This is a genomic window from Pseudomonas kitaguniensis (genome assembly GCF_009296165.1).
GTDB lineage: Bacteria > Pseudomonadota > Gammaproteobacteria > Pseudomonadales > Pseudomonadaceae > Aquipseudomonas > Aquipseudomonas kitaguniensis.
The window spans coordinates 1-22988 of the sequence record NZ_VUAZ01000057.1; the positions used below are offsets into that span (position 1 = coordinate 1).

The 22988-nt window shown below is 60.5% G+C and carries 25 protein-coding genes; 20 read left to right on the forward strand and 5 right to left on the reverse strand.

All coding sequences use genetic code 11. The annotated features are described in order from the left end of the window. The first annotated feature begins 269 nt into the window (after positions 1–269). Entirely contained in the window at positions 270–1157 is an 888-nt protein-coding gene (gene rhtA, locus F0169_RS11175; protein WP_152746555.1) for a threonine/homoserine exporter RhtA, read from the forward strand. A 164-nt stretch (positions 1158–1321) separates the two neighbouring features. After that, complete coding sequence (locus tag F0169_RS11180; RefSeq protein ID WP_058413564.1) at positions 1322–1603, forward strand: hypothetical protein; 282 nt, start codon at positions 1322–1324, stop codon at positions 1601–1603. Positions 1604–1726: 123 nt separating this feature from the next. Here the strand turns inward: F0169_RS11180 and F0169_RS11185 are convergent, their stop codons facing one another. The 3 genes from F0169_RS11185 to F0169_RS11195 form a co-directional block, all read right to left on the reverse strand. Next, positions 1727–3535 carry an aminopeptidase P family protein gene (locus tag F0169_RS11185; protein WP_152746556.1) on the reverse strand — a complete coding sequence of 603 codons (1809 nt, stop codon included), beginning with the start codon at positions 3533–3535 and terminating at the stop codon, positions 1727–1729. Positions 3536–3592: 57 nt separating this feature from the next. Beyond that, on the reverse strand, positions 3593–4765 hold the full coding sequence (locus F0169_RS11190) for a cysteine desulfurase family protein (RefSeq protein WP_152746557.1): 1173 nt from the start codon (positions 4763–4765) through the stop codon (positions 3593–3595). Between the two features lie 232 nt (positions 4766–4997). Beyond that, positions 4998–5267, reverse strand: a complete 270-nt coding sequence (locus F0169_RS11195) for a hypothetical protein (protein ID WP_152746558.1) — start codon at positions 5265–5267, stop codon at positions 4998–5000. A 398-nt stretch (positions 5268–5665) separates the two neighbouring features. Here F0169_RS11195 and msuE point away from each other — a divergent pair, with 398 nt between their 5' ends. From msuE to F0169_RS11220, 4 genes are read left to right on the forward strand one after another with little or no spacing between them, the layout of a single operon-like run. Further along, positions 5666–6229, forward strand: coding sequence for an FMN reductase (gene msuE / locus F0169_RS11205; RefSeq protein ID WP_122252249.1), 564 nt, complete (start codon positions 5666–5668; stop codon positions 6227–6229). A gap of 9 nt (positions 6230–6238) precedes the next feature. Beyond that, positions 6239–7384 carry an FMNH2-dependent alkanesulfonate monooxygenase gene (gene ssuD, locus F0169_RS11210; protein ID WP_152746559.1) on the forward strand — a complete coding sequence of 382 codons (1146 nt, stop codon included), beginning with the start codon at positions 6239–6241 and terminating at the stop codon, positions 7382–7384. A 36-nt stretch (positions 7385–7420) separates the two neighbouring features. After that, positions 7421–8608 carry an acyl-CoA dehydrogenase family protein gene (locus F0169_RS11215; RefSeq protein ID WP_172979408.1) on the forward strand — a complete coding sequence of 396 codons (1188 nt, stop codon included), beginning with the start codon at positions 7421–7423 and terminating at the stop codon, positions 8606–8608. An 11-nt stretch (positions 8609–8619) separates the two neighbouring features. Then, positions 8620–9723, forward strand: coding sequence for a sigma-54 interaction domain-containing protein (locus F0169_RS11220; protein WP_152746560.1), 1104 nt, complete (start codon positions 8620–8622; stop codon positions 9721–9723). On the opposite strand, the gene F0169_RS11225 is transcribed toward F0169_RS11220, so the two are convergent. Next, positions 9712–10077, reverse strand: a complete 366-nt coding sequence (locus tag F0169_RS11225) for an antibiotic biosynthesis monooxygenase (RefSeq protein ID WP_152746561.1) — start codon at positions 10075–10077, stop codon at positions 9712–9714. The genes F0169_RS11220 and F0169_RS11225 overlap by 12 nt on opposite strands. 100 nt (positions 10078–10177) lie before the next feature. Between F0169_RS11225 and soxR the strand changes: the two genes are divergently transcribed. From soxR to F0169_RS11270, 9 genes are all read left to right on the forward strand, one after another. Continuing rightward, on the forward strand, positions 10178–10621 hold the full coding sequence (soxR, locus tag F0169_RS11230; RefSeq protein WP_058413555.1) for a redox-sensitive transcriptional activator SoxR: 444 nt from the start codon (positions 10178–10180) through the stop codon (positions 10619–10621). Between the two features lie 255 nt (positions 10622–10876). Then, positions 10877–12076 carry a PepSY-associated TM helix domain-containing protein gene (locus F0169_RS11235; protein WP_152746562.1) on the forward strand — a complete coding sequence of 400 codons (1200 nt, stop codon included), beginning with the start codon at positions 10877–10879 and terminating at the stop codon, positions 12074–12076. Further along, the gene (locus tag F0169_RS11240; protein ID WP_152746563.1) at positions 12076–12615 is read left to right on the forward strand and encodes a thiamine pyrophosphate-binding protein; all 540 of its coding nucleotides are present in this window, start codon (positions 12076–12078) and stop codon (positions 12613–12615) included. Before F0169_RS11235 ends, F0169_RS11240 begins: the two co-directional genes overlap by 1 nt. Beyond that, positions 12612–12947, forward strand: a complete 336-nt coding sequence (locus F0169_RS11245) for a hypothetical protein (protein ID WP_058413552.1) — start codon at positions 12612–12614, stop codon at positions 12945–12947. The genes F0169_RS11240 and F0169_RS11245 overlap by 4 nt, the downstream gene beginning before the upstream one ends. After that, complete coding sequence (locus tag F0169_RS11250; RefSeq protein ID WP_152746564.1) at positions 12944–13504, forward strand: DUF6162 family protein; 561 nt, start codon at positions 12944–12946, stop codon at positions 13502–13504. The genes F0169_RS11245 and F0169_RS11250 overlap by 4 nt, the downstream gene beginning before the upstream one ends. A gap of 19 nt (positions 13505–13523) precedes the next feature. Further along, positions 13524–14444 (forward strand): metal ABC transporter substrate-binding protein, encoded by a 921-nt coding sequence (locus F0169_RS11255; protein ID WP_058413550.1) that lies wholly within the window; start codon positions 13524–13526, stop codon positions 14442–14444. Further along, positions 14441–15187 (forward strand): metal ABC transporter ATP-binding protein, encoded by a 747-nt coding sequence (locus F0169_RS11260; RefSeq protein ID WP_152746565.1) that lies wholly within the window; start codon positions 14441–14443, stop codon positions 15185–15187. The genes F0169_RS11255 and F0169_RS11260 overlap by 4 nt, the downstream gene beginning before the upstream one ends. Then, positions 15184–16083: a metal ABC transporter permease gene (locus F0169_RS11265; RefSeq protein WP_152746566.1), complete on the forward strand. Its 900-nt coding sequence runs from the start codon at positions 15184–15186 to the stop codon at positions 16081–16083. Before F0169_RS11260 ends, F0169_RS11265 begins: the two co-directional genes overlap by 4 nt. After that, positions 16083–17045 (forward strand): metal ABC transporter solute-binding protein, Zn/Mn family, encoded by a 963-nt coding sequence (locus F0169_RS11270; protein ID WP_152746567.1) that lies wholly within the window; start codon positions 16083–16085, stop codon positions 17043–17045. Before F0169_RS11265 ends, F0169_RS11270 begins: the two co-directional genes overlap by 1 nt. 209 nt (positions 17046–17254) lie before the next feature. Here F0169_RS11270 and F0169_RS11280 read toward each other — a convergent pair whose 3' ends face one another. Then, entirely contained in the window at positions 17255–17968 is a 714-nt protein-coding gene (locus F0169_RS11280; RefSeq protein WP_058413566.1) for a UTRA domain-containing protein, read from the reverse strand. A 361-nt stretch (positions 17969–18329) separates the two neighbouring features. On the opposite strand from F0169_RS11280, the gene F0169_RS11285 reads away from it, so the two are divergent. The 5 genes from F0169_RS11285 (at position 18330) to F0169_RS11305 (ending at position 22963) form a co-directional block, all read left to right on the forward strand. Next, positions 18330–19397, forward strand: a complete 1068-nt coding sequence (locus F0169_RS11285; RefSeq protein ID WP_122252221.1) for an ABC transporter substrate-binding protein — start codon at positions 18330–18332, stop codon at positions 19395–19397. Positions 19398–19541: 144 nt separating this feature from the next. After that, on the forward strand, positions 19542–20348 hold the full coding sequence (locus F0169_RS11290) for an alkaline phosphatase family protein (RefSeq protein ID WP_122252219.1): 807 nt from the start codon (positions 19542–19544) through the stop codon (positions 20346–20348). Between the two features lie 5 nt (positions 20349–20353). Beyond that, the gene (locus F0169_RS11295; protein ID WP_152746568.1) at positions 20354–21190 is read left to right on the forward strand and encodes an ABC transporter permease; all 837 of its coding nucleotides are present in this window, start codon (positions 20354–20356) and stop codon (positions 21188–21190) included. Next, positions 21177–21977 carry an ABC transporter permease gene (locus F0169_RS11300; RefSeq protein WP_152746569.1) on the forward strand — a complete coding sequence of 267 codons (801 nt, stop codon included), beginning with the start codon at positions 21177–21179 and terminating at the stop codon, positions 21975–21977. The genes F0169_RS11295 and F0169_RS11300 overlap by 14 nt, the downstream gene beginning before the upstream one ends. Further along, complete coding sequence (locus F0169_RS11305) at positions 21974–22963, forward strand: ABC transporter ATP-binding protein (RefSeq protein ID WP_152746570.1); 990 nt, start codon at positions 21974–21976, stop codon at positions 22961–22963. Before F0169_RS11300 ends, F0169_RS11305 begins: the two co-directional genes overlap by 4 nt. Positions 22964–22988: the final 25 nt, after the last annotated feature.

Consider the following 22988-nt stretch of genomic DNA (forward strand, 5'->3'; position numbering starts at 1 on the left):
AGCAACTCGCTGTCGAATCTCACATAACTCTTTGTTTACCAAGGAGTTTTCCGTTTCGACTGCGCCGGAAGTGGGGCGAATTATAGACGTCCAGAATCTGCCGTCAACCGTTAATTTGAACTTTCTGGCAATAAGCCCAAAAAACCAGAAAACCCGCCTATATAGTCACTGCACGAGAGATTGTTGAGCAATATATTGCTCATTGCTGATCGCTTAAGCATCATAGCGTCTTCTGCTTCTCTATATATAACCTCGGACGAACGCCTTTAATGACCACCCCACCCCGCGCCCTGGCCTCGGCATTGTTTCCTGTCGGCCTGCTGCTGATCGCCATGGCGTCCATCCAGTCCGGTGCCTCTCTGGCCAAAAGTATGTTCCCCATCGTCGGCGCACAGGGCACGACCACCCTTCGCCTGATTTTCGCCAGCGTGATCATGCTGCTTGTATTACGCCCGTGGCGCGCCACGCTGACGGCCAAGTCGCTGCGTACCGTGGTCATCTATGGGATGGCCCTGGGCGGCATGAACTTCCTCTTCTATATGTCGTTGCGCACAGTGCCCCTGGGCATCGCGGTAGCGCTGGAATTCACAGGGCCACTCGCCGTCGCCCTTTACGCGTCGCGCCGAGCGGTGGACTTTCTATGGATTGGGCTTGCGGTCGCAGGTCTTCTGCTGCTGATCCCAACGGGAGGTACCAGCAGCGGTATCGACTTGACCGGTGCCGCCTACGCCCTGGGCGCTGGCATTTGCTGGGCGCTCTACATTCTGTTTGGCCAAAAAGCCGGCAACGACAATGGCGTCCAAACCGCCGCCCTCGGCGTAATGATCGCTGCCTTGTTTGTTGCGCCAATCGGCATCGTTCACGCCGGCACCGCCCTGCTGACGCCCGCATTGATCCCGGTTGCAATCGCAGTCGCGGTACTCTCCACAGCCTTGCCCTATACCCTGGAAATGGTCGCGCTCACGCGCCTTCCCGCGCGCACCTTCGGCACCCTGATGAGTATCGAACCTGCATTCGGTGCGCTTTCCGGGCTGATCTTCCTGCAAGAACAGTTGTCACTCGCGCAATGGATGGCCATCACCTGCATCATTCTGGCCTCCATCGGTGCCACCCTGACGATGCGTAATGAATCGAAACCATTGGTGCCGGCCGACTGATGATGGTTAAAAGGTAGCGCTGGTATTTGGCGCCCTTTTAGGCCATGTTTAGGCCGTAAACGAAAGTCCTGCATGGAGAATTTCGACAGGGACAGCTGAACTACAACCGAGAGCGAGTAGAGCCTGCTTCGAGCCTTTTTGCGAAGCGGCTATTAAGGATAGTAATGAAGCAAATTTTGATACTGTTAATGGTCGTGAGCATTGTTGGCTGTGCTGCGACCACCAAGACAGAAGTGAAACGGGGCAAAAAAGGACTACACATCAACTGTTCCGGGCTGTCCTCCTCCTGGGACCAGTGCTACACCAGTGCAGCAAGCTCATGTGGTACCAAGGGTTACCGGGTTATCGCCAAGTCGGGTGACAATTCGGAAGAGCCTGGTGAGTACCCCTTCGGCCTCAACCCTGCCGGCTACACCAGCCGCAGCATGATTGTCATCTGTAAGTGAACGCCCGAGCAGTGCATTCCCGGCTGCTCCGCCCTTCTTGAAGGTATATGACAACGGCCCGGGGCCAGGCGTACGGCGACTGTATCGCCGAAGCCCAGGCCCAAGCCCCTGAACTGCAGCCGATCAAATAGCCGCAGTACGCACCTGCAACCATTCCAACGCTGCGCCATTGAGCAACGGGCTCAAACGCGTACGCACTTCGGCGTGGTAAGCGTTAAACCATTCGCGCTCGTCCGCCGTCAGCAACGACGACTCCAGGCAACGGGTGTCGATCGGGCACAAGGTGAGGGTTTCAAACGAGAGGAACTCACCAAACTCGGTCTTGCCCGCCTCACGGTTCAATACCAGGTTTTCGATGCGCACACCCCAACGGCCCGGACGATAAGTGCCCGGTTCAATCGAGGTAATCATCCCTGGCTGCATCGCGGTCTGCGGCGCCGCGGCGGCTTGATACGCGATCACCTGCGGGCCTTCATGCACATTTAGGAAATAGCCTACGCCGTGGCCGGTGCCATGGCCGTAGTCCACGCCTTCGGCCCAGATCGGCGCACGCGCAATGGCATCCAACAGTGGCGACAGAATACCTTTGGGGAATTGCGCACGGGACAAGGCAATCACGCCCTTCAGCACCCGCGTGCAGTCACGCTTCTGCTCATCAGTTGGCGTACCGATCGGCACCATCCGCGTAATATCCGTGGTGCCGCCCAAGTACTGGCCGCCGGAGTCGATCAGCAGCAAGCCATCGCCTTCGATCACCGCGTGTTCTTCTTCGGTGGCATGGTAGTGCGGCATCGCACCGTTAGCGTTAAACGCGGCGATGGTATTGAAACTCAGCGACACATAATCGGGGCGGCGTGCTCGCGCCGCGGTCAGGTGTTCGTCGATGCTCAGCTCGGTAATGCGTTCGCGGCCCAGTGCACTCTCCAGCCAAGCGAAGAATTCGCACAAGGCGGCGCCGTCCTGCTCCATGGCTTCGCGGATATGCTCGGCGTCCGCCAGGCTCTTGCGGGATTTGGCGAGGGTGGTCGGGTTCAGCCCTTCAACAAGCCTGACGCCCGAATCGAGGTTTTCCAGCAAACCGGCGGTCACGCGTGCCGGATCAACCTGCACGCTGGCACCCGACGGCACGTTGCGCAGCGCATCCGCCACTTCGCTGTAGTCGCGCAGGGTTACGCCATCCTGCTCCAGCACCGCGCGCAGTTCAGCGTCGACTTTGCTCAGTGCCACAAACAAGGTGGCCTGTTGCTGGTTGATCAGGGCAAAGGACACAAACACCGGATTAAACGACACATCGCCGCCGCGCAGGTTGAACAACCAGGCGATGTCATCAAGGGTGGCGATGAAGTGCCAATCGGCGCCTTTCTCTTTCAAGCTTGCGCGCAAGGCCGCCAGTTTCTCGCCACGGCTGACGGTCGCTTGCGGGGGCAGATGCGCGTAGATCGGCTGGTTAGGCAAGCTTGGGCGGTCGTGCCAGACCTCGTTCAGCAGGTCGATATCGGTGCGTAAACGCGCGCCGCGTTCGGCCAATTTGCTACCCAGCGTACGCGCCGACGCCACGGCCATCACCGCGCCGTCCACCGCGACCACGGCGCCCTCCGGCGTTTGCTCGGCCAGCCATTCCAGCGGGCCAGGTTGGCCTGGCTGCAATTTCACCAGCTCGATACCGCTGCCCTTGAGCTCCTTGGTCGCCTGCTCCCAGTAACGACTGTCGGCCCAGACGCCGGCGAAGTCAGCGGTGACAATCAGCGTCCCGACCGACCCATGAAACCCCGACAACCATTGCCGCCCCTGCCAATAACCCGGCAAGTACTCGGACAAATGCGGGTCGGCCGACGGCACCAGCAAGGCGTGAATGCCCTCGCGGCTCATCAGTTCACGGGTATTCGCCAGGCGCTGGGGAACTGATCCATGGGGCAAAGGCTGCGTACTCATTGTGTCTCCTGCTAACCACTGATAGTTGTTATAGGTTGCGAACAAATAGGGTGCGAATCAGACGGCCCAGAACGCCGGTGCACTGGCCAGCGCGGCTTTGATCAATTGCACGGCCTGGTCGATGTCCTGTTCGGTGGTAAACCGGCCCAGGCTCAAGCGAATGGTTCGACCGGCGCTGCGCGCGTCATGCCCCAGCGCCAAAAGCACGTGCGACGGCGCGTTGCTTGCCGAGTTACAGGCAGAGGTCGCTGAAAAAGCCATACCCGCGCTCAGTGCGGCTGAATTGAACTCGCCTTCGCTGAACGTCAGGCTCAAGGTATGCGGAATACGCTGCGTAGGGCTGCCGTTGAGGCGCACACCGCCAAGCGTGTCCAACTGATCCAGCAAGCGTTGGCGCAACGCCACGATCACAGCTTTCTCTTCGGCAAACGACTGCGCTGCCAACGCGAACGCCGTGCCCATACCGGCAATCTGGTGCGTCGCCAGCGTGCCGGAGCGCAACCCGCCCTCGTGGCCGCCGCCGTGAATCTGCGCCAGCACTTTGTGTTGCGCCCGAGGGCCGACATACAGCGCGCCGATACCTTTGGGGCCGTACAGCTTGTGCGCGGAAAACGACATCAAATCCACTGGCCATTCAGCCAGATTGATGGCCACCTTGCCCGCGCCTTGCGCCGCGTCCACATGCAGCAACGCGCCGTGTTCACGTACGCGTGCGCCGATGCCGCGGATGTCGTTCAAGGTGCCCAGCTCGTTATTCACCAGCATCAACGACACCAGAAAGGTGTCCTCGCGCAGCGCTTGCGCCACCGCCTCGGCGCTGATCAGCCCGTCGGCGTCCGGCACCAAATAGGTCACGGCCACCCCGGCTTCCTGTAACTGCCGCGCGGTGTCCAGCGTGGCCTTGTGTTCGATCTGGCTGGTGATGATGTGCCCACCCGTCACGCCACTCTCAAGGCCGCGCGCCTGGGCGACGCCCTTGATCGCGAGGTTGTTGGATTCGGTGGCGCCGGAGGTCCAGACGATCTGTTCGGGCTGGGCACCGACCAACTCGGCCACCTGCCGACGTGCCTGTTCAACCGTTTGCCGGGCCGCCTGGCCGAACGCATGGGAACTGGACGCAGGGTTACCGAAATTGGCATTGAAGCCCAAACACTCGACCATCACCTGGATGACCCGCTCATCCACCGGCGTGGTGGCGGCGTAGTCGAAATACAGCGGACGTTTATTCATGACGTTTAGACTCGCAGAGCATATTCCCGAGAGCAGCGCCTCAGGCGGCATCGACCGGAACAGAGGTCGTCAGGTTTAACCGATCGAATGCCATTAAAAAAGACCACTTTAGGCAAATGTGCGTAGGAACGCTCCTGAAATTCAGCTTAACAGGCTGAAGTCGCTGAATGGCAAACAAAAAGCCCGAGGTTCCTTAAGGGAGACCTCGGGCTGATTGCCGCTGAACGCCGACTCAACTGGGACGATCATGCAGAGCCACGCTGCGTTCGGCGTTCATTTCGCCTTGGCGATCAAAACCAAACGGCTGCTGTGGCGGGCGGGTCAGTACAGCACGCTGCTGTTGATATTCATCAAACGACAAGCCTCGACGGCTCAAGGCTTCCAGAGCCAATTGCGTGGATTCTTCAGCGGTGTACGGGCGCAGCTCAGGCGATGCGTGAGTCGCACACCCTGCGAGCACGGAGCTGGCAACTAAAAGCGAAACAGCGAGAAAGCGGTTCATCGTGAAGGCCCTGCGAAGGAGGTTTGAAGTCAATGAGCACAGGCTACTCCCGCCGCTTCACGCTGAAAAATCATCGCCCGTGATAGTCGCTATCAACCGTTCAGGCCTCTTCGATACCGAAGCACTTATATTCAATTTAGATCTATAAATATGGAAATACGTTCGTTTACGGAATAAACGCAACCCTCTATAACTGGCGACACAGAACCCACACTGTTCGCCACGCAACTGTTGCACTGGCAACAGTCATTCAACAAAACACCAGACACCCAACAGCTTAAATTTTCAACAGTGAGTCTGCAGCCCACGCCAATCGGGGCTTTGAGCCGTTGGTACAGCTCTTGCTCAATCGGTTCCACCTCACTTGTCACGCACCACTGTTGAAAAAGGAACTGTTTATGACCCGTCCCCTGAATGTGGTTGCCGTCTCCGGCGGAACCTGGCGCCCGTCGCGAACCCTGGTACTTACCCAAGCGGTGTTGGCCGAACTCGCCAACGTGCTGCCGATACAGACCACGCTGATCGAACTCGGCGATATTGCCCGACCTTTAGGCGGCGCACTGTCGCGCGATGAGCTGCCAGCGGAGGTCGAAGCGCAACTGTTGGCCATCGAACAGGCGGACTTGCTGATTGTCGCCGCGCCGGTGTATCGCGGCTCTTACCCTGGCCTGCTCAAACACCTGTTCGACCTGATCGGCCTAAACGCATTGATCAACACGCCGGTGCTGCTGGCGGCGACCGGTGGCAGCGAGCGCCATGCGCTGGTGATTGATCACCAACTGCGTCCGCTGTTCAGCTTCTTCCAGGCACTGACCCTGCCAATCGGCGTGTACGCCACCGAAGCCGATTTCACCGACTACCAAATAACCAGCGAGTTGCTAAAAGCCCGTATTCAACTGGCCGCAGAACGTGCAGCGCCTTTGTTTGCCGCGCACTCCCCTTCGCTGCTGAAAATAGCCTAAGGATTTGTCATGGATGTTTTCTGGTTTCTGCCAACCCACGGCGACGGTCATTACCTGGGCACCACCCAAGGTGCACGCTCGGTCACCCTTAATTATCTGAAGCAAGTTGCGCAAGCCGCTGACAGCCTCGGTTACTACGGCGTGTTGATTCCCACCGGACGCTCGTGCGAAGACTCGTGGGTCATTGCCTCGGCGCTGGTACCGCTGACAGAACGCCTGCGCTACCTAGTGGCGATTCGCCCGGGCATCATCTCGCCTACGGTGTCGGCGCGCATGGCCGCAACACTGGACCGTCTGTCCAACGGCCGCCTGCTGATCAACGTGGTGACCGGCGGCGACCCCGACGAGAACCGCGGCGACGGCAGTTTCCTCGACCACAGCGAACGCTACGAAGTCTCCGACGAATTCCTGCAGATATGGCGCCGCGTGTTGCAGGGCGAATCGGTAAATTTCGAAGGCAAACACCTGCGTGTGCACAACGCCAAGGCACTTTACCCACCGGTGCAAAAGCCTTATCCGCCGCTGTACTTCGGCGGTTCCTCCGACGCCGCCCATGACCTCGCCGCCGAACAGGTGGACGTGTACCTCACGTGGGGCGAGCCGCCTGCCGCCGTTGCGGAAAAACTTGCCGATGTACGCGAACGCGCCGCACGCCACGGGCGCTCCGTAAAGTTCGGCATTCGCCTGCACGTGATCGTGCGCGAAACCGAAGAAGAGGCCTGGAAGGCCGCCGACAAACTTATCGAGCACATCAGCGACGAAACCATCGCCGCCGCACAAAAGTCTTTTTCGCGCTTTGACTCCGAAGGCCAGCGACGCATGGCGGCCTTGCACGATGGGCGCCGCGACAACCTGCAAATCGCGCCAAACCTGTGGGCCGGCGTCGGCCTGGTACGCGGCGGCGCTGGTACGGCCTTGGTGGGTAACCCTCAACAAGTCGCCGAGCGCATCAAGGAATACGCAGACCTGGGCATCGAAAGCTTCATCTTCTCCGGCTACCCGCACCTGGAAGAGGCGTATCGCTTTGCCGAACTGGTGTTCCCGCTGTTGCCCGAACCCTACGCGAGCCTTGCCGGGCGCGGCGTCACTAACCTCACTGGCCCGTTCGGCGAAATGATTGCCAACGATGTACTGCCCGCGACGAATAAAGCCTGAGAACACTGACAGTCGCTCAATAGTGAGGAACACCGCGTGACAGCCAAACCCAACAGCGTCCTGCCATCGCCTTTGCAGACCGCCAAATTGCTGGCCGCCGAGTTCGCCGTCAGCGCCGTTGAACGCGACGAGCGCGGCGGCACCCCCAAAGCCGAGCGTGAGGCCTTGCGCCAAAGTGGCCTGCTGGCCCTGAGCATTCCCCGCCAATACGGTGGGCTCGACGCGCGCTGGAGCGAAACCCTCGGCATCGTGCGCGAATTCGCCAAGGTCGACAGCTCGATTGCCCACGTCTTCGGCTTTCACCACTTGATGCTCGCCACCGTGCGCCTGTTTGCACGCCCGGACCAATGGCAGCCGTGGTTTGAACAAACCGCGCGCAAAAACTGGTTCTGGGGCAACGCCCTCAACCCGTTGGACACGCGCACGGTGGTCAAGGATTTCAGCGGCTGGCGCGAGTTCTCCGGCAAAAAGAGTTTCTGCTCCGGCGCCAGCGATTCAGAAATGCTCATCGCCTCGGCGGTGGATGAAAACGCCGGCGGCAAGCTGTTGATCGCAGCCATCCCCAGCGGGCGCAGCGGCATCACCTTGCACAACGACTGGAACAACATCGGCCAACGCCAGACCGACAGCGGTAGCGCCAGCTTCGAACGGGTGCGCGTCGAGGAATCGGAATTGCTGCTGGACCCCGGCCCTTTGAGCACACCCTTCGCCTGCCTGCGGCCACTGATCGCGCAGTTGACCTTCACAAACATGTTTCTCGGGATTGCCGAAGGCGCCTTTGAAGAAGCGCGCAATTACACGCTGACCGAAACCCGTTCGTGGCACAAATCCACAGCCGTCGACGTGCGCCAGGACCCTTACGTATTGCACCACTACGGCGAGTTCTGGGTGGCTTTGGAGGGCATGCGCCTGCTGGTGGAGCGCGCTGGCGAGCTGCTCGATCAGGCGTGGGCCAAAGGCGCCAACCTCAGCGAACACGAACGCGGCCAACTGGCGATTGCGATTGCCACGGCCAAAGTCGCCGCCACGCGTCAAGGCCTCGACCTGTGCAGCCGCCTGTTTGAAGTCACCGGCGCACGTTCAACCCACGCCTCGCTGCGCCTGGACCGCTATTGGCGCAACCTGCGCACACAAACGTTGCACGACCCGGTGGACTACAAACTCCACGAACTCGGGGACTGGGCGTTGAACCAGTCCCTGCCGATTCCGACGTTCTACTCCTGAGAGAGGTGCCCATGCAGCTTTTAACCCTACCGCCCTCGCCCGCCCTTGCGACCTCGATACGCGCCACGGCGCAGGTCTTCGAAGACCCGAAATCCCAAGCGCTGCTCGACCATATCCAGCAAGTGGCACCCAGCGAAGCCAGCGTGCTGATTATCGGCGAAACCGGCACCGGTAAAGAGCTGGTGGCGCGCCATATTCACAACCTCAGCGCGCGGCGTAACCGGCCGTTTGTGGCGGTCAACTGCGGGGCGTTTTCTGAATCGCTGGTGGAAGCCGAACTGTTCGGCCATGAAAAAGGCGCCTTTACCGGCGCCCTCAGCGCCAAGGCCGGGTGGTTTGAAGAAGCTGACGGCGGCACCTTGTTCCTCGATGAAATCGGCGATTTGCCGATGGCGATTCAGGTCAAATTGCTGCGCGTCCTACAGGAGCGCGAAGTGGTGCGTCTGGGTTCGCGCAAGAGCATTCCTATTGATGTGCGCGTACTCGCCGCGACCAATGTGCAACTGGAAAAGGCCATCAACGCTGGGCACTTTCGCGAAGACCTCTACTACCGCCTCGACGTGGTCAGCCTTGAGCTGAGCCCACTGCGCGAGCGCCCCGGCGACATCCTGCCACTGACCCGGCATTTTATTGAAGCCTATAGCCGGCGCCTGGGCTACGGCGCGATCACCATCAGCCGCGAGGCCGAGCACAAACTCAAAAGCTACAGTTGGCCGGGGAATATCCGCGAGCTGGAAAACGTGATTCACCATACGCTGCTGATCTGCCGTAATGGCGTGATTGAGCGCGACGACCTGCGCCTGTCCAACATGCGCATCGAGCGTCAGGACGACAGCCAGCACGGCATCGACAACAGCGCCGAAGCGTTGTTGGCGCGGGCCTTTCAAAAACTCTTTGAGGAACAGGCGGGCGCCCTGCATGAAAAGGTTGAAGACGCGCTATTGCGCGCAGCCTACCGTTTCAGCCATTACAACCAAGTGCACACCGCCAACCTGCTGGGCCTGAGCCGCAACGTCACACGCACACGGCTGATCAAAATCGGCGAGTTGGCGGTGAACAAGCGCAGGCCCGGGGAAAATGTGCAGGGCGAGCGGATGCTGCACCTATCCATTTAGGCGGCAGTGCAACGCGTTGTCATGGCTGCGCTCAAAACTGCGCAGCACCTGGAACGAACCGAAGGTCACCGCTGTGGCCTGGTGCGTGCGAATCAGCCTCCAGAAGTCTTCCGCGCCCTGCTCAAAGCCCTTAAAGGCCGCCTCGCCGTCCTCGCGCGAACGCCATTGCAGGTAATTGAGCACCCGTCGCCCGTCATCGCTGACCTGCACGCTCGCGTTAATAAAGCCGCGATTGCCATGCGCCAGGCGCTCGCTTTGGGTGGACAAGGCCGCCACCAGAGCGAGTTGCTGCCGAGGCTCGATCTGAAACTCGATCAACTGCGTAAAACCGCGACTCTTCTCTAATATCTGCATGAACACTCCTCTTTCTCTGTAGGCAAAATCTTGCGATCCAATGCAGCGCAGGGTAAAACCTCTAGTTAAGTCGAGGTCAAGTGTTGATTCGGGGGCGTGCATGCTGAAAAAAGAACTTACCGTCGGCCAGTTGGCCGCCCGCAGTGGCGTCGCGGTTACCGCCCTGCACTTCTACGAGTCCAAGGGGCTGATCAAGAGCAATCGTAATGCCGGCAATCAGCGACGCTATCCACGCGATGTGTTGCGCCGCGTGGTGGTGATCAAAATTGCCCAGCGCTTGGGCATTCCGCTGGCGACGATTGGTGAGGCGTTGCAAACCCTGCCGGACGGGCGCACGCCCACCACGCAAGATTGGGAGCGCTTGTCGGCGCAATGGCGAGAGGATCTGGATGAGCGCATCAACAAATTGTTGCTGTTGCGCGACAAGCTCAGCGGCTGTATCGGCTGCGGGTGTTTGTCTTTGCAAGCCTGCCCGCTGCGTAACCAGGATGATCAACTTGGCGAACACGGGCCAGGGGCACAGTTGTTGGAGCCCTCTGCATAACTCAGTGTGCAAGCCCTTTGAGGTAGTCACCCGCTCAGTGGGCAAGGTCTGATCCACCCCTTGTGGCGAGGTGGGTTGCCACAACGCGGACGGTAAATCGATGCCGGGCAAGCCTGAAACATTTTCTTTCATGTTTGCCTTGGGGTTTTGCGTTGCTCATCCGTCTTAACTTAGATACAGCCAGTCGCGTCAGCAAAAGCTACGACCGGCCTTTTCCGGGCCACCTTGCCCCCTCCGATCAAGACCCGCATTCACATGTCGAAGAAGTCACGCTCAAAACTTTGGTTTCTCGTACACAGTTGGCTGGCATTGCCCATCTGGTTTTTTGTGCTGATCGTCTGCGTCACCGGCACGCTGGCGGTGGTCAGCCAGGAAATCGTGTGGCTGGCCAACCCGGATATACGCGCGAGCAAGCCGTCGGATAACGCCGAGTTGCTCAGCTATGACCAGGTAATCGCTGCCATCAAAGGCGCCGAACCCCAGGTCATCGTGCAGTCGATTGTGCGCCCGGATGAAACGCACTTCGCGTTGAGTGTCGACCTCAGCTACCCGGACGGGCGTTCCGTGGAGGTCTACGTCAACCCCTACACCGGCGCGATCCAGGGCATCAGCCCGTCCTTCAACTTCAAACAATTTACCCGCGCGCTGCACGGTTGGTGGTTGGTGCCGTTCACCAATGGCTTCAGTTGGGGCTGGTATCTGGTCTCGGCGCTTGGCTTGCCGCTGCTGGCGTCGCTGGTGACCGGGCTGGTGGTGTACAAGCGTTTCTGGAAGGGTTTTCTGCGGCCAACCCTGCGTATCCGCCACGGCGCGCGAATCTTCTGGGGCGACTTCCACCGCCTGAGCGGTATCTGGTCGATCTGGTTTATCGCGGTCATTTCGATCACCGGCACCTGGTTCCTGATCCAGGCGATCCTCGGCGATAACCAGATTTCCATCTCCAGCGAACCTGTGGTGCCGGTGATCGCGCGCGAGAAAGTGCCAATGTCTGCACCCGGCGTGCCTGCGCCGATGATCCCGCTGGACGAAGCGATCAAAATTGCCACCCAGCGCATCCCGGGGCTGGATGCCAGCTTTGTGTTCCTGCCCCTCAATGCCTACAGCCACCTGCAGATTGGCGGGCGCGGCTGGTACCCGTTGATGTTCCAGACGGCGCAACTCAACCCCTATAGCGGCGAAATCGCTGTGTCGCATTTGCTCTCCGACCGTTCGACGCTGGAGTTCGTCACCGAATCCATGCGCCCGCTGCACACCGGCGACTTTGGTGGGCTGTGGATCAAGCTGATCTGGGCATTTTTCGGCCTGCTGCTGAGCATGATGGTGTTGAGCGGCCTGCTGATCTGGACCAAGCGCACCGCGCTGGCCACCCTTAATGCATTCAAGCGCAGCAATAAGATGCAGCGCCAACCCGCAGCCATGCCTGCAATGCACGCTGAAACCACGGAGGGTAACTGATGAGCAAGGTCGCCGCTGCACCCTCACCGTCGCCGCTGCGGGCCTTTTGGCTGAAATGGCGGTTCCATATCAATGTACTGCTGTTGCTGGTGCCGCTGGGTTTTATGCCCAAATACTTTGCCGACGCTGCGCTGTTTCGCGGCGACACCGGCATCGGCGAGCGGGTCGCTGGAGAGGTGAAGGTTGGGCCATGGAGCCTGACCCTCGCCGAGTTTCGCATCGAAGGCCCGCGCCCGGACCCGGCCGGCCCGATGAAATTTTTCAACGCGGCCCTGTGTAGCGCCTGCGCCGGGGAGGTCAAGGCGACCTACTTGCGTATCGGCAAACCGCGCAGCCTGCGCGCCGCCGGGGTGATCTTTTTTGGTACGCCCTACCGCATGGGCGCGTTGCTGCCGGTGCCTGAACGCACGCCAGCGGATGCCGAACTGTGGGTGACCATGGAAGGCTGGGACGGCACCATGCACCAGGGTTCCATTCCGCTGAGCCAAGCCTCGCCCGCCACCGTTGACTGGTTGAACAAGCAAGGAGTCAAACCATGACGTTAATGCGCCTGACCCGCGCGCGTGTCTGCGCCGCGCTGTTGCTCACAGCCGGTTTCAGTACCCCGGCGCTGGCCCACAACCCGATGTGCGAATGCAAGGAAATCGCCGGCGAACAGATCCAGTGCACCGGCGGTTTCTCCGACGGCAGTGGTGCGCCGGGGGTGACGCTGGACGTAATCGGCTACGACGAAACCATCCTGCTGCCGGGCAAACTCGGGCAGGACTCGACCCTGACCTTCAAGAAACCATCAGCCGAGTTCTATGTGCTGTTTGACGCAGGCCCCGGTCATGTCGTTGAAATCGACCAAGCGGACATCCCTTCTCAATGAGTACCACCCAGGTTGTACGCCCCGCCGGTGCCGGCCACGAAACCCTCTATGTGCTGTTGTTATGCCTGATCATCCTCGCGGTGTCAGGCACGGTGGTGGCGCTGCACGCTGAAACCCAAACCGTTGTCGCCGTGCCCAGCCACCAGTTGGACGCGCGCCGCGACCTGAGCGCCGCCGAGCAAGGTATCTACGCCGATCTGCGGGTGACGCTGGATGAAATCCAGCTGTTGCAACAGGAGCAAAGCGCCCTGCCGCCGCCTGAGCAACTGGCCGAAGAGGGTTTCGCACCGTTTGCCCAAGACGCCAGTTCGGTCAGCCGTGGCAACCATCGCTGGCAGTTGCTTGAGCCTGCGGCCTACCTCGGCCTGAGCCAAGCGCCCGGCACCAGCGGCTCGCTGCTGATGCGCGTGCGCGGCGCCGAGCCGGACATCTGGCTCAACCGCCAAGCCAACCCGGCGGCCCCCTCCGACCTGACTGACCCGGCGCTGATCGCTGCTGGCTGGCAGCAGGTCATCGCGCAATTCGATGCCGGCGTCACCCGCCAGCAGCGTCACTGAACGAGAAGCCCGAGTGCCCATGTCTATTTCATCTCCCCTGTTGCGCCTGTTACTGCTCAGCCTGTTCAGCCTGATGTTCGCGCCCCTGGCGAATGCCGAGGCCGCAAAACGCCTGCGCATCGGCATCACCCTGCACCCTTATTACAGCTACGTGGCCAATATCGTCGGTGACAAGGCCGAAGTGGTTCCATTGATCCCGGCCGGCTTCAACCCCCACGCCTACGAACCACGTGCCGAAGACATCAAGCGCATCGGCACGCTGGACGTGATTGTGCTCAACGGCGTTGGCCATGACGATTTCGCCGACCGCATGATCGCCACCAGCGAGCGCCCGGACATTGCGGTGATCGAGGCCAACGCTAACGTGCCACTGCTGGCCGCGACCGGGAATGCTGCACGCGGCGCCGGCAAGGTGGTCAACCCGCACACGTTTCTGTCGATCAGCGCATCGATTGCCCAAGTCAATAACATCGCTCGCGAACTCGGCAAGCTGGACCCGGACAACGCCAAGGCCTATACGCAAAACGCTCGCGCTTACGGCAAACGCCTGCGCCAGATGCGTGCCGACGCGCTGGCCAAGCTGACCAGCGCGCCCAACCCGGATTTGCGCGTGGCCACGGTGCACGCGGCCTACGACTACCTGCTGCGCGAATTTGGCCTGGAAGTCACCGCCGTGGTTGAACCGGCCCACGGTATCGAGCCAAGCCCCAGCCAGTTGAAAAAGACCATCGATGAACTGCGTGCGCTGGATGTGAAGGTGATCTTCTCGGAGATGGATTTCCCCTCCACTTACGTCGAGACGATCCAGCGTGAATCCGGGGTCAAGCTGTACCCGCTGTCGCACATTTCCTACGGCGAATACACGGCTGAGAAGTACGAAGTGGAAATGACCGGCAACCTCAACACGGTGGTGCGGGCGATTCAGGAGTCGGGCGCATGACGGCGGCGCAACAACTGACGGTGGCCAGCACTGGCCCGACGATTGAGTTCGATAACGTGTCGCTGACCCTGGGTCGCACGGTGATTCTGGATGCAGTGAGTTTTCAAGTGCAACCGGGCAGCATCCACGCGCTGGTAGGCCCGAACGGAGGAGGCAAAAGTTCGCTGATAAAAACGCTGCTGGGGCAAACCCCGCACCAGGGTCAATTGCGCCTGCACTGGCCGACTGCACCCGGCACCGTCGGTTATGTGCCGCAGGCGTTGGAATTCGACCGCGGCTTGCCGATGACCGTCGACGATTTCATGGCGGCCATGTGTCAGCGACGCCCGGCATTTCTGGGCCTGTCCAAACACACCGCAGGCGCTATTGGCGAAGCGCTGGAACGGGTTGGCATGCAGGGAAAACGCAAGCGCCGCATGGGTGCGTTATCGGGCGGCGAGCGCCAGCGCGTGCTGCTGGCGCAAGGCCTGATCCCCGCGCCAAAACTGCTGGTGCTGGATGAACCGATGTCGGCCCTCGATGAAGCCGGTATCCAGGTGTTTGAGCGTCTGTTGAGTGACTGGCGCCTGGCCGGGATCACCGTGCTGTGGATCGAACACGACCTGGAAGCGGTTGGCCGCCTCGCAGATCGCGTCACCGGCCTGAACCGCCGCGTGCTGTTCGACGCCTCGCCAAAACAGGCGCTGACCCCGGACCGCCTGCTGACCCTGTTCTCTACTCACCCCAGGAGCCCGGCGCAATGAGTTATGAAGCGTTTCGTTTGATGGTTCAGGGCTGGGCTTCTTCCGGCTATTTGCCGGAAGCGCTGGCCTATGGATTTGTGGTCAACGCCTTGCTCGCGGGCTTGCTGATCGGCCCGGTGCTGGGCGGCTTGGGCACGCTGGTGGTGGTCAAGCGCTTTGCGTTTTTCTCCGAGGCGGTCGGGCATGCCGCGCTGACCGGCGTGGCCGTGGGCATTCTGCTCGGTGAACCGTACACCGGACCGTACGGCGCGTTGTTCGGCTACTGCCTGTTGTTCGGCATCCTGCTCAATTATCTGCGCAACCGCACGGGCCTGGCGCCGGACACCCTCATCGGCGTATTCCTCTCGGTGTCGCTGGCGTTGGGTGCGAGCCTGCTGCTGATTCTGGCGGGCAAGATCAACGTGCACATTCTGGAGAATGTGTTGTTCGGTTCGGTGCTGACCGTCAACGGCAACGATTTACTGGTGCTGGCCATCGTTGGTTCGCTGGTGATGGCGCTGGCATTGCCGCTGTACAACCGCATCATGCTGGCAAGCTTTAATCCGCAACTGGCCGCCGTTCGCGGTGTAGCGGTGAAGACCCTGGATTATCTGTTTGTGATTCTGGTGACGTTGATCACCGTGGCGGCGGTCAAGGTGATCGGCGCGATTCTGGTCGGCGCGCTGCTGGTGATTCCTGCCGCTGCGGCGCGCCTGCTGAGCCAGTCGCTCAAAGGTTTTTTCTGGGTCTCGGTGGTAATCGCCACGCTGAGCACGCTGTGCGGCATTCTGCTGCCGATCATCTTCGACCTGCCCATCCCGTCCGGCGCCGCGATCATTCTGGTGGCCGGTATCGCCTTCGCTTTCGCCGCCATCGCGCGCGGCACCGTACCCAGCCTCAAAGGGAATCTTGGATAATGCGCCCTGTGTTTCGCCCACTGGCCTTGGCCATCGCTTGCTTGATCAGTACCTCGGCGCTGGCCGCGGTGGATGGCTTCCAGCCCAGGGACTTCACCGCCCATCACGGCCTTGGCAATGCCGCGCTGACCAAAGCCAAATCGATAAAACCGGTGAAGGTTCTGGCCTCGCTACCGATCACTTACGGCCTGGCCGAGGTGCTGCTAAAGGGCACCGACGTGAAGCTTGAGCGCGCCGCCCCGGCGAACCTGCCGGGCTCGCGCCAGGTGTCTTATTTTACCGGCCGTGGCGCCCCGGCTCTGCACACGCTGGCGCAGGACGCCGACGCCGCCATCGGCCTGCGCTCCCTGTGGCCGGATGACCCGCTGTACCCCGTCGCACGGCGCAGCAATGTGCGCATCGTCGAAGTCGACGCCGCGCGCCCGGTGGACGGCGGTTTGCCGGGTATCGCCGTGCAACCGGGCAGTGCCGATGGCCTGAACAGCCAGCCATGGCAGTCGAGCAACAATATGGGGCGCATGGCTGATGTGATGGCCGCCGACCTCAGCCGCCTCGCCCCTGCCGCCAAACCGACCATCGACGCCAACCTTGCCGCCCTCAAACAGCGCTTGCTTAAACTCAGCGCCGACAGCGAAGCGCGGCTGGCCAAGGCGGACAACCTCAGCGTGATCAGCCTGAGCGATCACTTCGCGTATTTGGTCAGCAGTTTGAACCTGGAAGTGGTCAGTACCGATGCACGGCCAGATGCTGATTGGACGCCTGAGGCGTTGCAGCAATTGAGCGCCAACCTGAAGGACAGCGAGGTAGTGCTTGTGCTGCATCACCGGCAGCCAAGTGACGCGGTTAAAGCTGCAGTAACGGCGGGCGGTGCACAGCTATTGGTATTGAACGTCGACGGCGCGGACCCGGTGACGGAGCTTGAAACCAATGTCGACCACGTGATCAACACCCTCAGCCCCTAGGCGATGTGGAAGCGGGGTTGCCATGTTGTGCAGGCTTACTGTGGCGAGCGGGCTTGCTCGCGCTGGGGCGCGAAGCGGCCCTAATCCAGACACCGCGTTTATCCAGACAAAACGCATTGGCTGGTTTTGGGGCCGCTTCGCAGCCCAACGCGAGCAAGCCCGCTCGCCACAACAGCCCGCTTGCCATAGCAAGGCCGTTTGCCAAGGGCTTAAACCACGTCCACCCCGACATGAATTGCATCATGCCGCCAGAACTCCAGGTCGCAGTCGATCAACCGCTGATGCTGGTCATAATTAACCCGGGCGATGCGCAAGCCCGGGCTGCCCACCGACACGCGCAAGGCGGCGGCGGCTTCCACCGGCAATGACGTCGGCACAATCTCGAAACGCACACGGCCGTAGTGCAAGTCGTACTTGCGTGCGTAAAGCTCGGTCATCGACTGGGTCAGGTCGCACGCCAGAATCCCCGGAAAATACTGCGGGTTCAGGTAATGCTCCACATACAGCACCAAGCGCCCATCAATCCGCCGACAGCGGCAAATCTGAATCACGCTCGACAACGCCGGCAACTGCAACCATGCACACACCGCCGCCGACGCCGGCTGCAGCCGCGCCGAGATCACCTCGGTCGACGCCACCCGCCCCTGGTCGCTGACCATCGCGTGGAAGTGGCTGCGCTGTAACAGGTTGTAGGCCAGCCGGGGCGGCGAGACAAACCAGCCACGGCGCTCTTCGCGATAAATCTGGCCTTGGGCCTCAAGCTGTAACAAGGCTTCCCGCACGGTGATGCGAGTGGTACCAAACAACTCGCTGAGCTTGCGTTCGGCGGGCAATTTACCCGCAGGCGGCAACAGACCGTGGTCGATCTGCTCTTGCAGCGCCAGGCCAATAGAGGTCACGGCCTTGATTGCCTCATCGCGCATCAACATTCCCTATCTGGACTAGACCAGCACCTTACCGGTGCGTAAACCACTCGTTATTCAGGCTTTTGCTGTTGCCTGCCAGCCTAGGCAGTACAGATGACCGACAGATGACAGCCCCTGCCCTGCCTTGCGGCGTACTCTGCGCACACCCTGCAATACATCGGCCAAGTCCAGGGCAGGCGGGCACTTGAGCATGGTCTACGCTGAGTCTGAACTGAGCGACACAGGCGTTTGAAAAACGACATCGACATGAAACTGTCATCCATCGCGCCTAGATTGGCTCAGGTATTGCTGACCTAGACCAACACCACCGCAAACGTCGATAAAAACGCAGCGTTGAACACGCCCAAAGGAGCTTCGGATGAAACAGCTTTTCCTGGCATCACTGTTAGGCTCGACCCTTGCCATGTGCACCGCCGCCATGGCCGCTGATACCGATCTAAAAACGCTCGAAGCCGCCGCGCGAGCGGAAGGCGCCGTCAACAGCATCGGCATGCCCGATGACTGGGCCAACTGGAAAGGCACGTGGGACGACCTGACCAAAATCTACGGCCTCAAGCACACCGACACCGACATGAGCTCGGCGCAGGAACTCGCCAAGTTTGCGGCAGAGAAAGACAACGCCAGCGCCGATATCGGTGACGTCGGCGCAGCCTTCGGCCCGATTGCGGTGAAACAGGGCGTGGCTCAGCCGTACAAACCCACCACCTGGGCGCAAGTACCGGATTGGGCGAAAGATAAAGACGGCAACTGGGCACTGGCCTACACCGGCACTATCGCGTTCATCGTCAACAAAAAACTGCTGCACGGCTCCGAAGCACCAAAAAGCTGGGCTGACCTGAAGACCGGCAAATACAAGGTCTCCATCGGTGACGTCGGCACCGCCGCGCAAGCCGCCAACGGCGTACTCGCGGCCGCCCTGGCCAGCGGTGGCGACGAGAAAAACATCCAGCCTGCGCTGCTGATGTTTGCCGAAATCGCCAAGCAAGGTCGCCTGTCACTGGCCAACCCGACCATCGCCACCATGGAAAAAGGCGAAGTCGAAGTGGGCGTGGTCTGGGACTTCAACGGCTTGAGCTACAAAGCCAAAATGGCCAACCCGGATGACTATGTAGTGCTGATCCCATCGGACGGCTCGGTAATTTCCGGCTACACCACCATCATCAACAAATACGCCAAGCACCCGAACGCCGCCAAACTGACGCGTGAATACAGCTTCAGCGACGCTGGCCAAATCAACTTTGCGCGCGGTAACGCCCGTCCAATTCGTGCCGAGCACCTGACCTTGCCTGCGGACGTACAGGCCAACCTGTTGCCGAACGAGCAGTACAAAAAAGCCATGCCGATCAAGGATGCCGACGCTTGGGAAAAAACCTCCAAGGCACTGCCGCAGAAGTGGCAGGAAGAAGTCATCATCAATATGCAGTAAGCCGGTCGGTGTAGCAGCGGGCTTTGTGGGAACAGGCTTGTGTGTGTGTGTAAGCGAAAGCCCGCTCCCACATAAGCCTGATCACGCAAACACCTGCTCCCACACTTGATCCAGCTAACCATTCGTTGCGGAGCTCCAGCCCCTATGAAGCACAACGTCATCCTGGTGGTGCTCGACGGCCTGAACTACGAAGTTGCCCGACATGCAATGGGGCACCTTCAGGCCTATATCGGCGCAGGACGCGCAGCGCTTTACAAACTGGAATGTGAGCTACCGGCCTTATCCCGCCCGCTGTATGAATGCATCCTCACCGGCGTGCCACCGATCGACAGCGGCATCGTCCACAACCATGTCTCGCGCCTGTCCAACCAGCGCAGCATCTTTCATTACGCCACCGACGCAGGCCTTGGCACTGCGGCGGCGGCTTACCACTGGATCAGCGAGCTGTACAACCGTACGCCGTTTATCGCCGCGCGTGACCGGTATACCGACGACAAGGCGCTGGCGATCCAGCACGGGTATTTCTATTGGAGTGACCACTACCCGGACTCCCACCTGTTCGCCGACGCCGAAAGCCTGCGCCGCCAACACGCGCCGAACTTTTTGCTGGTGCACCCGATGAACATTGATGACGCCGGCCACAAACATGGCCTCGACACCGCGCAATACCGCAACAGCGCACGCTCGGCCGACATCATCCTTGCCGACTACTTGCAAGGCTGGCTGGATGCCGGCTACCAGGTGCTGGTGACCGCCGACCATGGCATGAACAATGACCGCTCGCACAACGGCCTGCTGCCGGAAGAACGCGAAGTGCCGCTGTTCGTGGTGGGCTCGGCGTTCAACTTCGACCCGACTGCACTGCCCAAGCAAACCGAACTGTGCGGCACCGTCTGCGAACTGCTCGGTGTGCCCCACGACAAACCTGTCTGCCGGGAGCTGTTGAAGTGAGCGCAATGACCCGAAGCAAATGGCTGGCGCTGTTGTGCCTGGTGCCATTTGCGCTGTTTTTTATCGTGTTTGAAATTGCCCCGTTGGGGTGGGTGTTGGTCAACAGCCTGGAATCGGAAGAGTTCGGCTGGGGCCTCGCCAACTTCACTAAAATCTTCAGCTCGAAGTTCTACCTGCAAGCCATCCAGTACAGCCTGGAAATCAGCTTCTACTCCAGCGTGTTCGGGATCATCATCTCGGTGCTTGGCAGCTATTCGCTGCGCCGTGTAGATGGGCCGCTGCGTAACTTCGTGACCGCGTTCGCCAACATGACCAGTAACTTTGCCGGCGTGCCCCTGGCCTTCGCGTTCATCATTTTGCTGGGCTTCAATGGCAGCATCACGATCATGCTCAAGCAGGCCGGGATCATTCAGGATTTCAACCTGTACTCCAAAACCGGGTTGATCATTCTGTACACCTACTTTCAGATTCCACTGGGCGTGCTGCTGCTCTACCCGGCCTTTGACGCGCTGCGTGAAGACTGGCGTGAATCGGCCTCACTGCTCGGCGCCAATGGCTGGCAGTTCTGGCGGCATATCGGCCTGCCGGTGCTGACCCCGGCCCTGCTCGGCACCTTCGTCATCTTGCTGGCCAATGCCCTCGGCGCCTATGCCACGGTGTACGCGCTGACGACCGGCAACTTCAACGTACTGCCGATTCGCATCGCGGCGATGGTCTCCGGCGACATCTCGCTGGACCCGAACATGGCAAGTGCCCTGGCCGTGGTGCTGGTGGCGCTGATGACGGTGGTCACCGTGGTGCATCAACTGCTGCTCAAGAGGAGCTACCATGTCTCGCGCTGAAGCCAGCCCCGCCGCCCTCTACCATCGGGTAGTGGTGTATGTGTTGTTTGCGATCCTGGTTCTGCCGCTGGCGGGCACCTTTGTCTACTCCATCGCGAGCAGTTGGTCGGCGACCATTCTGCCGGCCGGTTTTACCCTGAAATGGTATGTGCAACTGTGGAGTGACCCACGCTTTTTGATGGCCTTCGGTCAGTCACTGCTGGTGTGCGTAGGCGCGCTGGCGCTGTCGGTGGTGCTGATTCTGCCGCTGCTGTTCGTGGTGCATTACCACTTCCCCAAGCTCGATGCGCTGATGAACATCCTCATCTTGCTGCCCTTCGCCATACCGCCGGTGGTGTCGTCGGTGGGCTTGCTGCAACTCTATGGCTCCGGGCCGCTGGCGATGGTCGGCACGCCGTGGATTCTGATCGGCTGCTACTTCACTGTGGCGCTGCCGTTCATGTACCGCGCGATCACCAACAACCTGCAAGCGATCAACCTGCGCGACCTGATGGACGCCTCGCAACTGCTCGGCGCCAGCACCTGGCAGGCGGCGATCCTGGTGGTGCTGCCGAACCTGCGCAAAGGCTTGATGGTCGCGCTGCTGTTGTCGTTCTCGTTTTTGTTCGGTGAGTTCGTGTTCGCCAACATCCTCGTGGGCACCCGCTACGAAACCCTGCAGGTGTACTTGAACAATATGCGCAACACCAGCGGCCACTTCACCAGCGCCATCGTGATTTCCTATTTCTTCTTTGTGCTGGTGCTGACCTGGGCCGCCAACATCTTGAACAAGGATAAAAGCCAATGAGCTTCGTCAGCGTCCAACACCTGCAAAAAGGCTACACCGGCACACCGGTGTTCAGTGACATCAACTGCGAGGTCGCCAAAGGCGAATTCGTCACCCTGCTCGGCCCATCCGGTTGCGGCAAGTCGACCTTGCTGCGTTGCATCGCCGGGCTGACGCCGGTAGACAGCGGCAAAATTCTGCTGGAGGGCCAGGACATCGTCCCGCTGAGCCCGCAAAAACGCCACATCGGCATGGTCTTCCAAAGCTATGCGCTGTTTCCCAACATGACCGTGGAGCAGAACGTCGCGTTTGGCCTGCGTATGCAAAAGGTCAATGCCGACGACAGCCACACACGTGTGCAGGAAGTGCTGCAACTGGTGGAACTCAAAGAATTCGCGAGCCGCTACCCACACCAGTTGTCCGGCGGCCAATGCCAGCGCGTGGCGCTCGCACGTTCCCTGGTGACGCGCCCGCGCCTGCTGCTGCTGGATGAGCCGCTGTCGGCGCTGGACGCACGCATTCGCAAACACCTGCGCGAACAAATCCGCCAGATCCAGCGCGAGCTGGGGCTGACCACGATTTTTGTGACCCACGACCAGGAGGAAGCGCTGACCATGTCGGACCGAATCTTCCTGATGAACCAGGGCAAGATCGTGCAGAGCGGCGATGCCGAGACCCTCTACACCGCGCCAGTGGACGTATTCGCCGCCGGGTTTATCGGCAACTACAACCTGCTCGATGCCGCCAAGGCCAGCCGGTTGCTGCAACGGCCGATCAGCGGGCGCATCGCAATTCGCCCGGAAGCCATCGAATTGAGCCGCAGCGGCGAACTCGACGCATTGGTGCGCAGCCATAGCCTGTTGGGTAACGTCATTCGTTATCGCGTCGAAGCACGCGGCGTAGAGCTGGTGGTCGATGTGCTCAACCGCTCGGCCGCCGATTTGCACCCCGATGGTCAGCGCCTGGCACTTTCTATCGACCCCAGTGCGTTGTGTGAAGTAGCCTGACGCAAGATTTATTGAGAGAGCATGA

Bases quoted from the DNA above. Each gene is read 5' to 3' on its own strand.
- rhtA (WP_152746555.1), top strand. From the start codon at position 270: ATGACCACCCCACCCCGCGCCCTGGCCTCGGCATTGTTTCCTGTCGGC.
- F0169_RS11180 (WP_058413564.1), top strand. From the start codon at position 1,322: ATGAAGCAAATTTTGATACTGTTAATGGTCGTGAGCATTGTTGGCTGT.
- F0169_RS11185 (WP_152746556.1), bottom strand. From the start codon at position 3,535: ATGAGTACGCAGCCTTTGCCCCATGGATCAGTTCCCCAGCGCCTGGCG.
- F0169_RS11190 (WP_152746557.1), bottom strand. From the start codon at position 4,765: ATGAATAAACGTCCGCTGTATTTCGACTACGCCGCCACCACGCCGGTG.
- F0169_RS11195 (WP_152746558.1), bottom strand. From the start codon at position 5,267: ATGAACCGCTTTCTCGCTGTTTCGCTTTTAGTTGCCAGCTCCGTGCTC.
- msuE (WP_122252249.1), top strand. From the start codon at position 5,666: ATGACCCGTCCCCTGAATGTGGTTGCCGTCTCCGGCGGAACCTGGCGC.
- ssuD (WP_152746559.1), top strand. From the start codon at position 6,239: ATGGATGTTTTCTGGTTTCTGCCAACCCACGGCGACGGTCATTACCTG.
- F0169_RS11220 (WP_152746560.1), top strand. From the start codon at position 8,620: ATGCAGCTTTTAACCCTACCGCCCTCGCCCGCCCTTGCGACCTCGATA.
- F0169_RS11225 (WP_152746561.1), bottom strand. From the start codon at position 10,077: ATGCAGATATTAGAGAAGAGTCGCGGTTTTACGCAGTTGATCGAGTTT.
- soxR (WP_058413555.1), top strand. From the start codon at position 10,178: ATGCTGAAAAAAGAACTTACCGTCGGCCAGTTGGCCGCCCGCAGTGGC.
- F0169_RS11235 (WP_152746562.1), top strand. From the start codon at position 10,877: ATGTCGAAGAAGTCACGCTCAAAACTTTGGTTTCTCGTACACAGTTGG.
- F0169_RS11240 (WP_152746563.1), top strand. From the start codon at position 12,076: ATGAGCAAGGTCGCCGCTGCACCCTCACCGTCGCCGCTGCGGGCCTTT.
- F0169_RS11245 (WP_058413552.1), top strand. From the start codon at position 12,612: ATGACGTTAATGCGCCTGACCCGCGCGCGTGTCTGCGCCGCGCTGTTG.
- F0169_RS11250 (WP_152746564.1), top strand. From the start codon at position 12,944: ATGAGTACCACCCAGGTTGTACGCCCCGCCGGTGCCGGCCACGAAACC.
- F0169_RS11255 (WP_058413550.1), top strand. From the start codon at position 13,524: ATGTCTATTTCATCTCCCCTGTTGCGCCTGTTACTGCTCAGCCTGTTC.
- F0169_RS11260 (WP_152746565.1), top strand. From the start codon at position 14,441: ATGACGGCGGCGCAACAACTGACGGTGGCCAGCACTGGCCCGACGATT.
- F0169_RS11265 (WP_152746566.1), top strand. From the start codon at position 15,184: ATGAGTTATGAAGCGTTTCGTTTGATGGTTCAGGGCTGGGCTTCTTCC.
- F0169_RS11270 (WP_152746567.1), top strand. From the start codon at position 16,083: ATGCGCCCTGTGTTTCGCCCACTGGCCTTGGCCATCGCTTGCTTGATC.
- F0169_RS11280 (WP_058413566.1), bottom strand. From the start codon at position 17,968: ATGCGCGATGAGGCAATCAAGGCCGTGACCTCTATTGGCCTGGCGCTG.
- F0169_RS11285 (WP_122252221.1), top strand. From the start codon at position 18,330: ATGAAACAGCTTTTCCTGGCATCACTGTTAGGCTCGACCCTTGCCATG.
- F0169_RS11290 (WP_122252219.1), top strand. From the start codon at position 19,542: ATGAAGCACAACGTCATCCTGGTGGTGCTCGACGGCCTGAACTACGAA.
- F0169_RS11295 (WP_152746568.1), top strand. From the start codon at position 20,354: ATGACCCGAAGCAAATGGCTGGCGCTGTTGTGCCTGGTGCCATTTGCG.
- F0169_RS11300 (WP_152746569.1), top strand. From the start codon at position 21,177: ATGTCTCGCGCTGAAGCCAGCCCCGCCGCCCTCTACCATCGGGTAGTG.
- F0169_RS11305 (WP_152746570.1), top strand. From the start codon at position 21,974: ATGAGCTTCGTCAGCGTCCAACACCTGCAAAAAGGCTACACCGGCACA.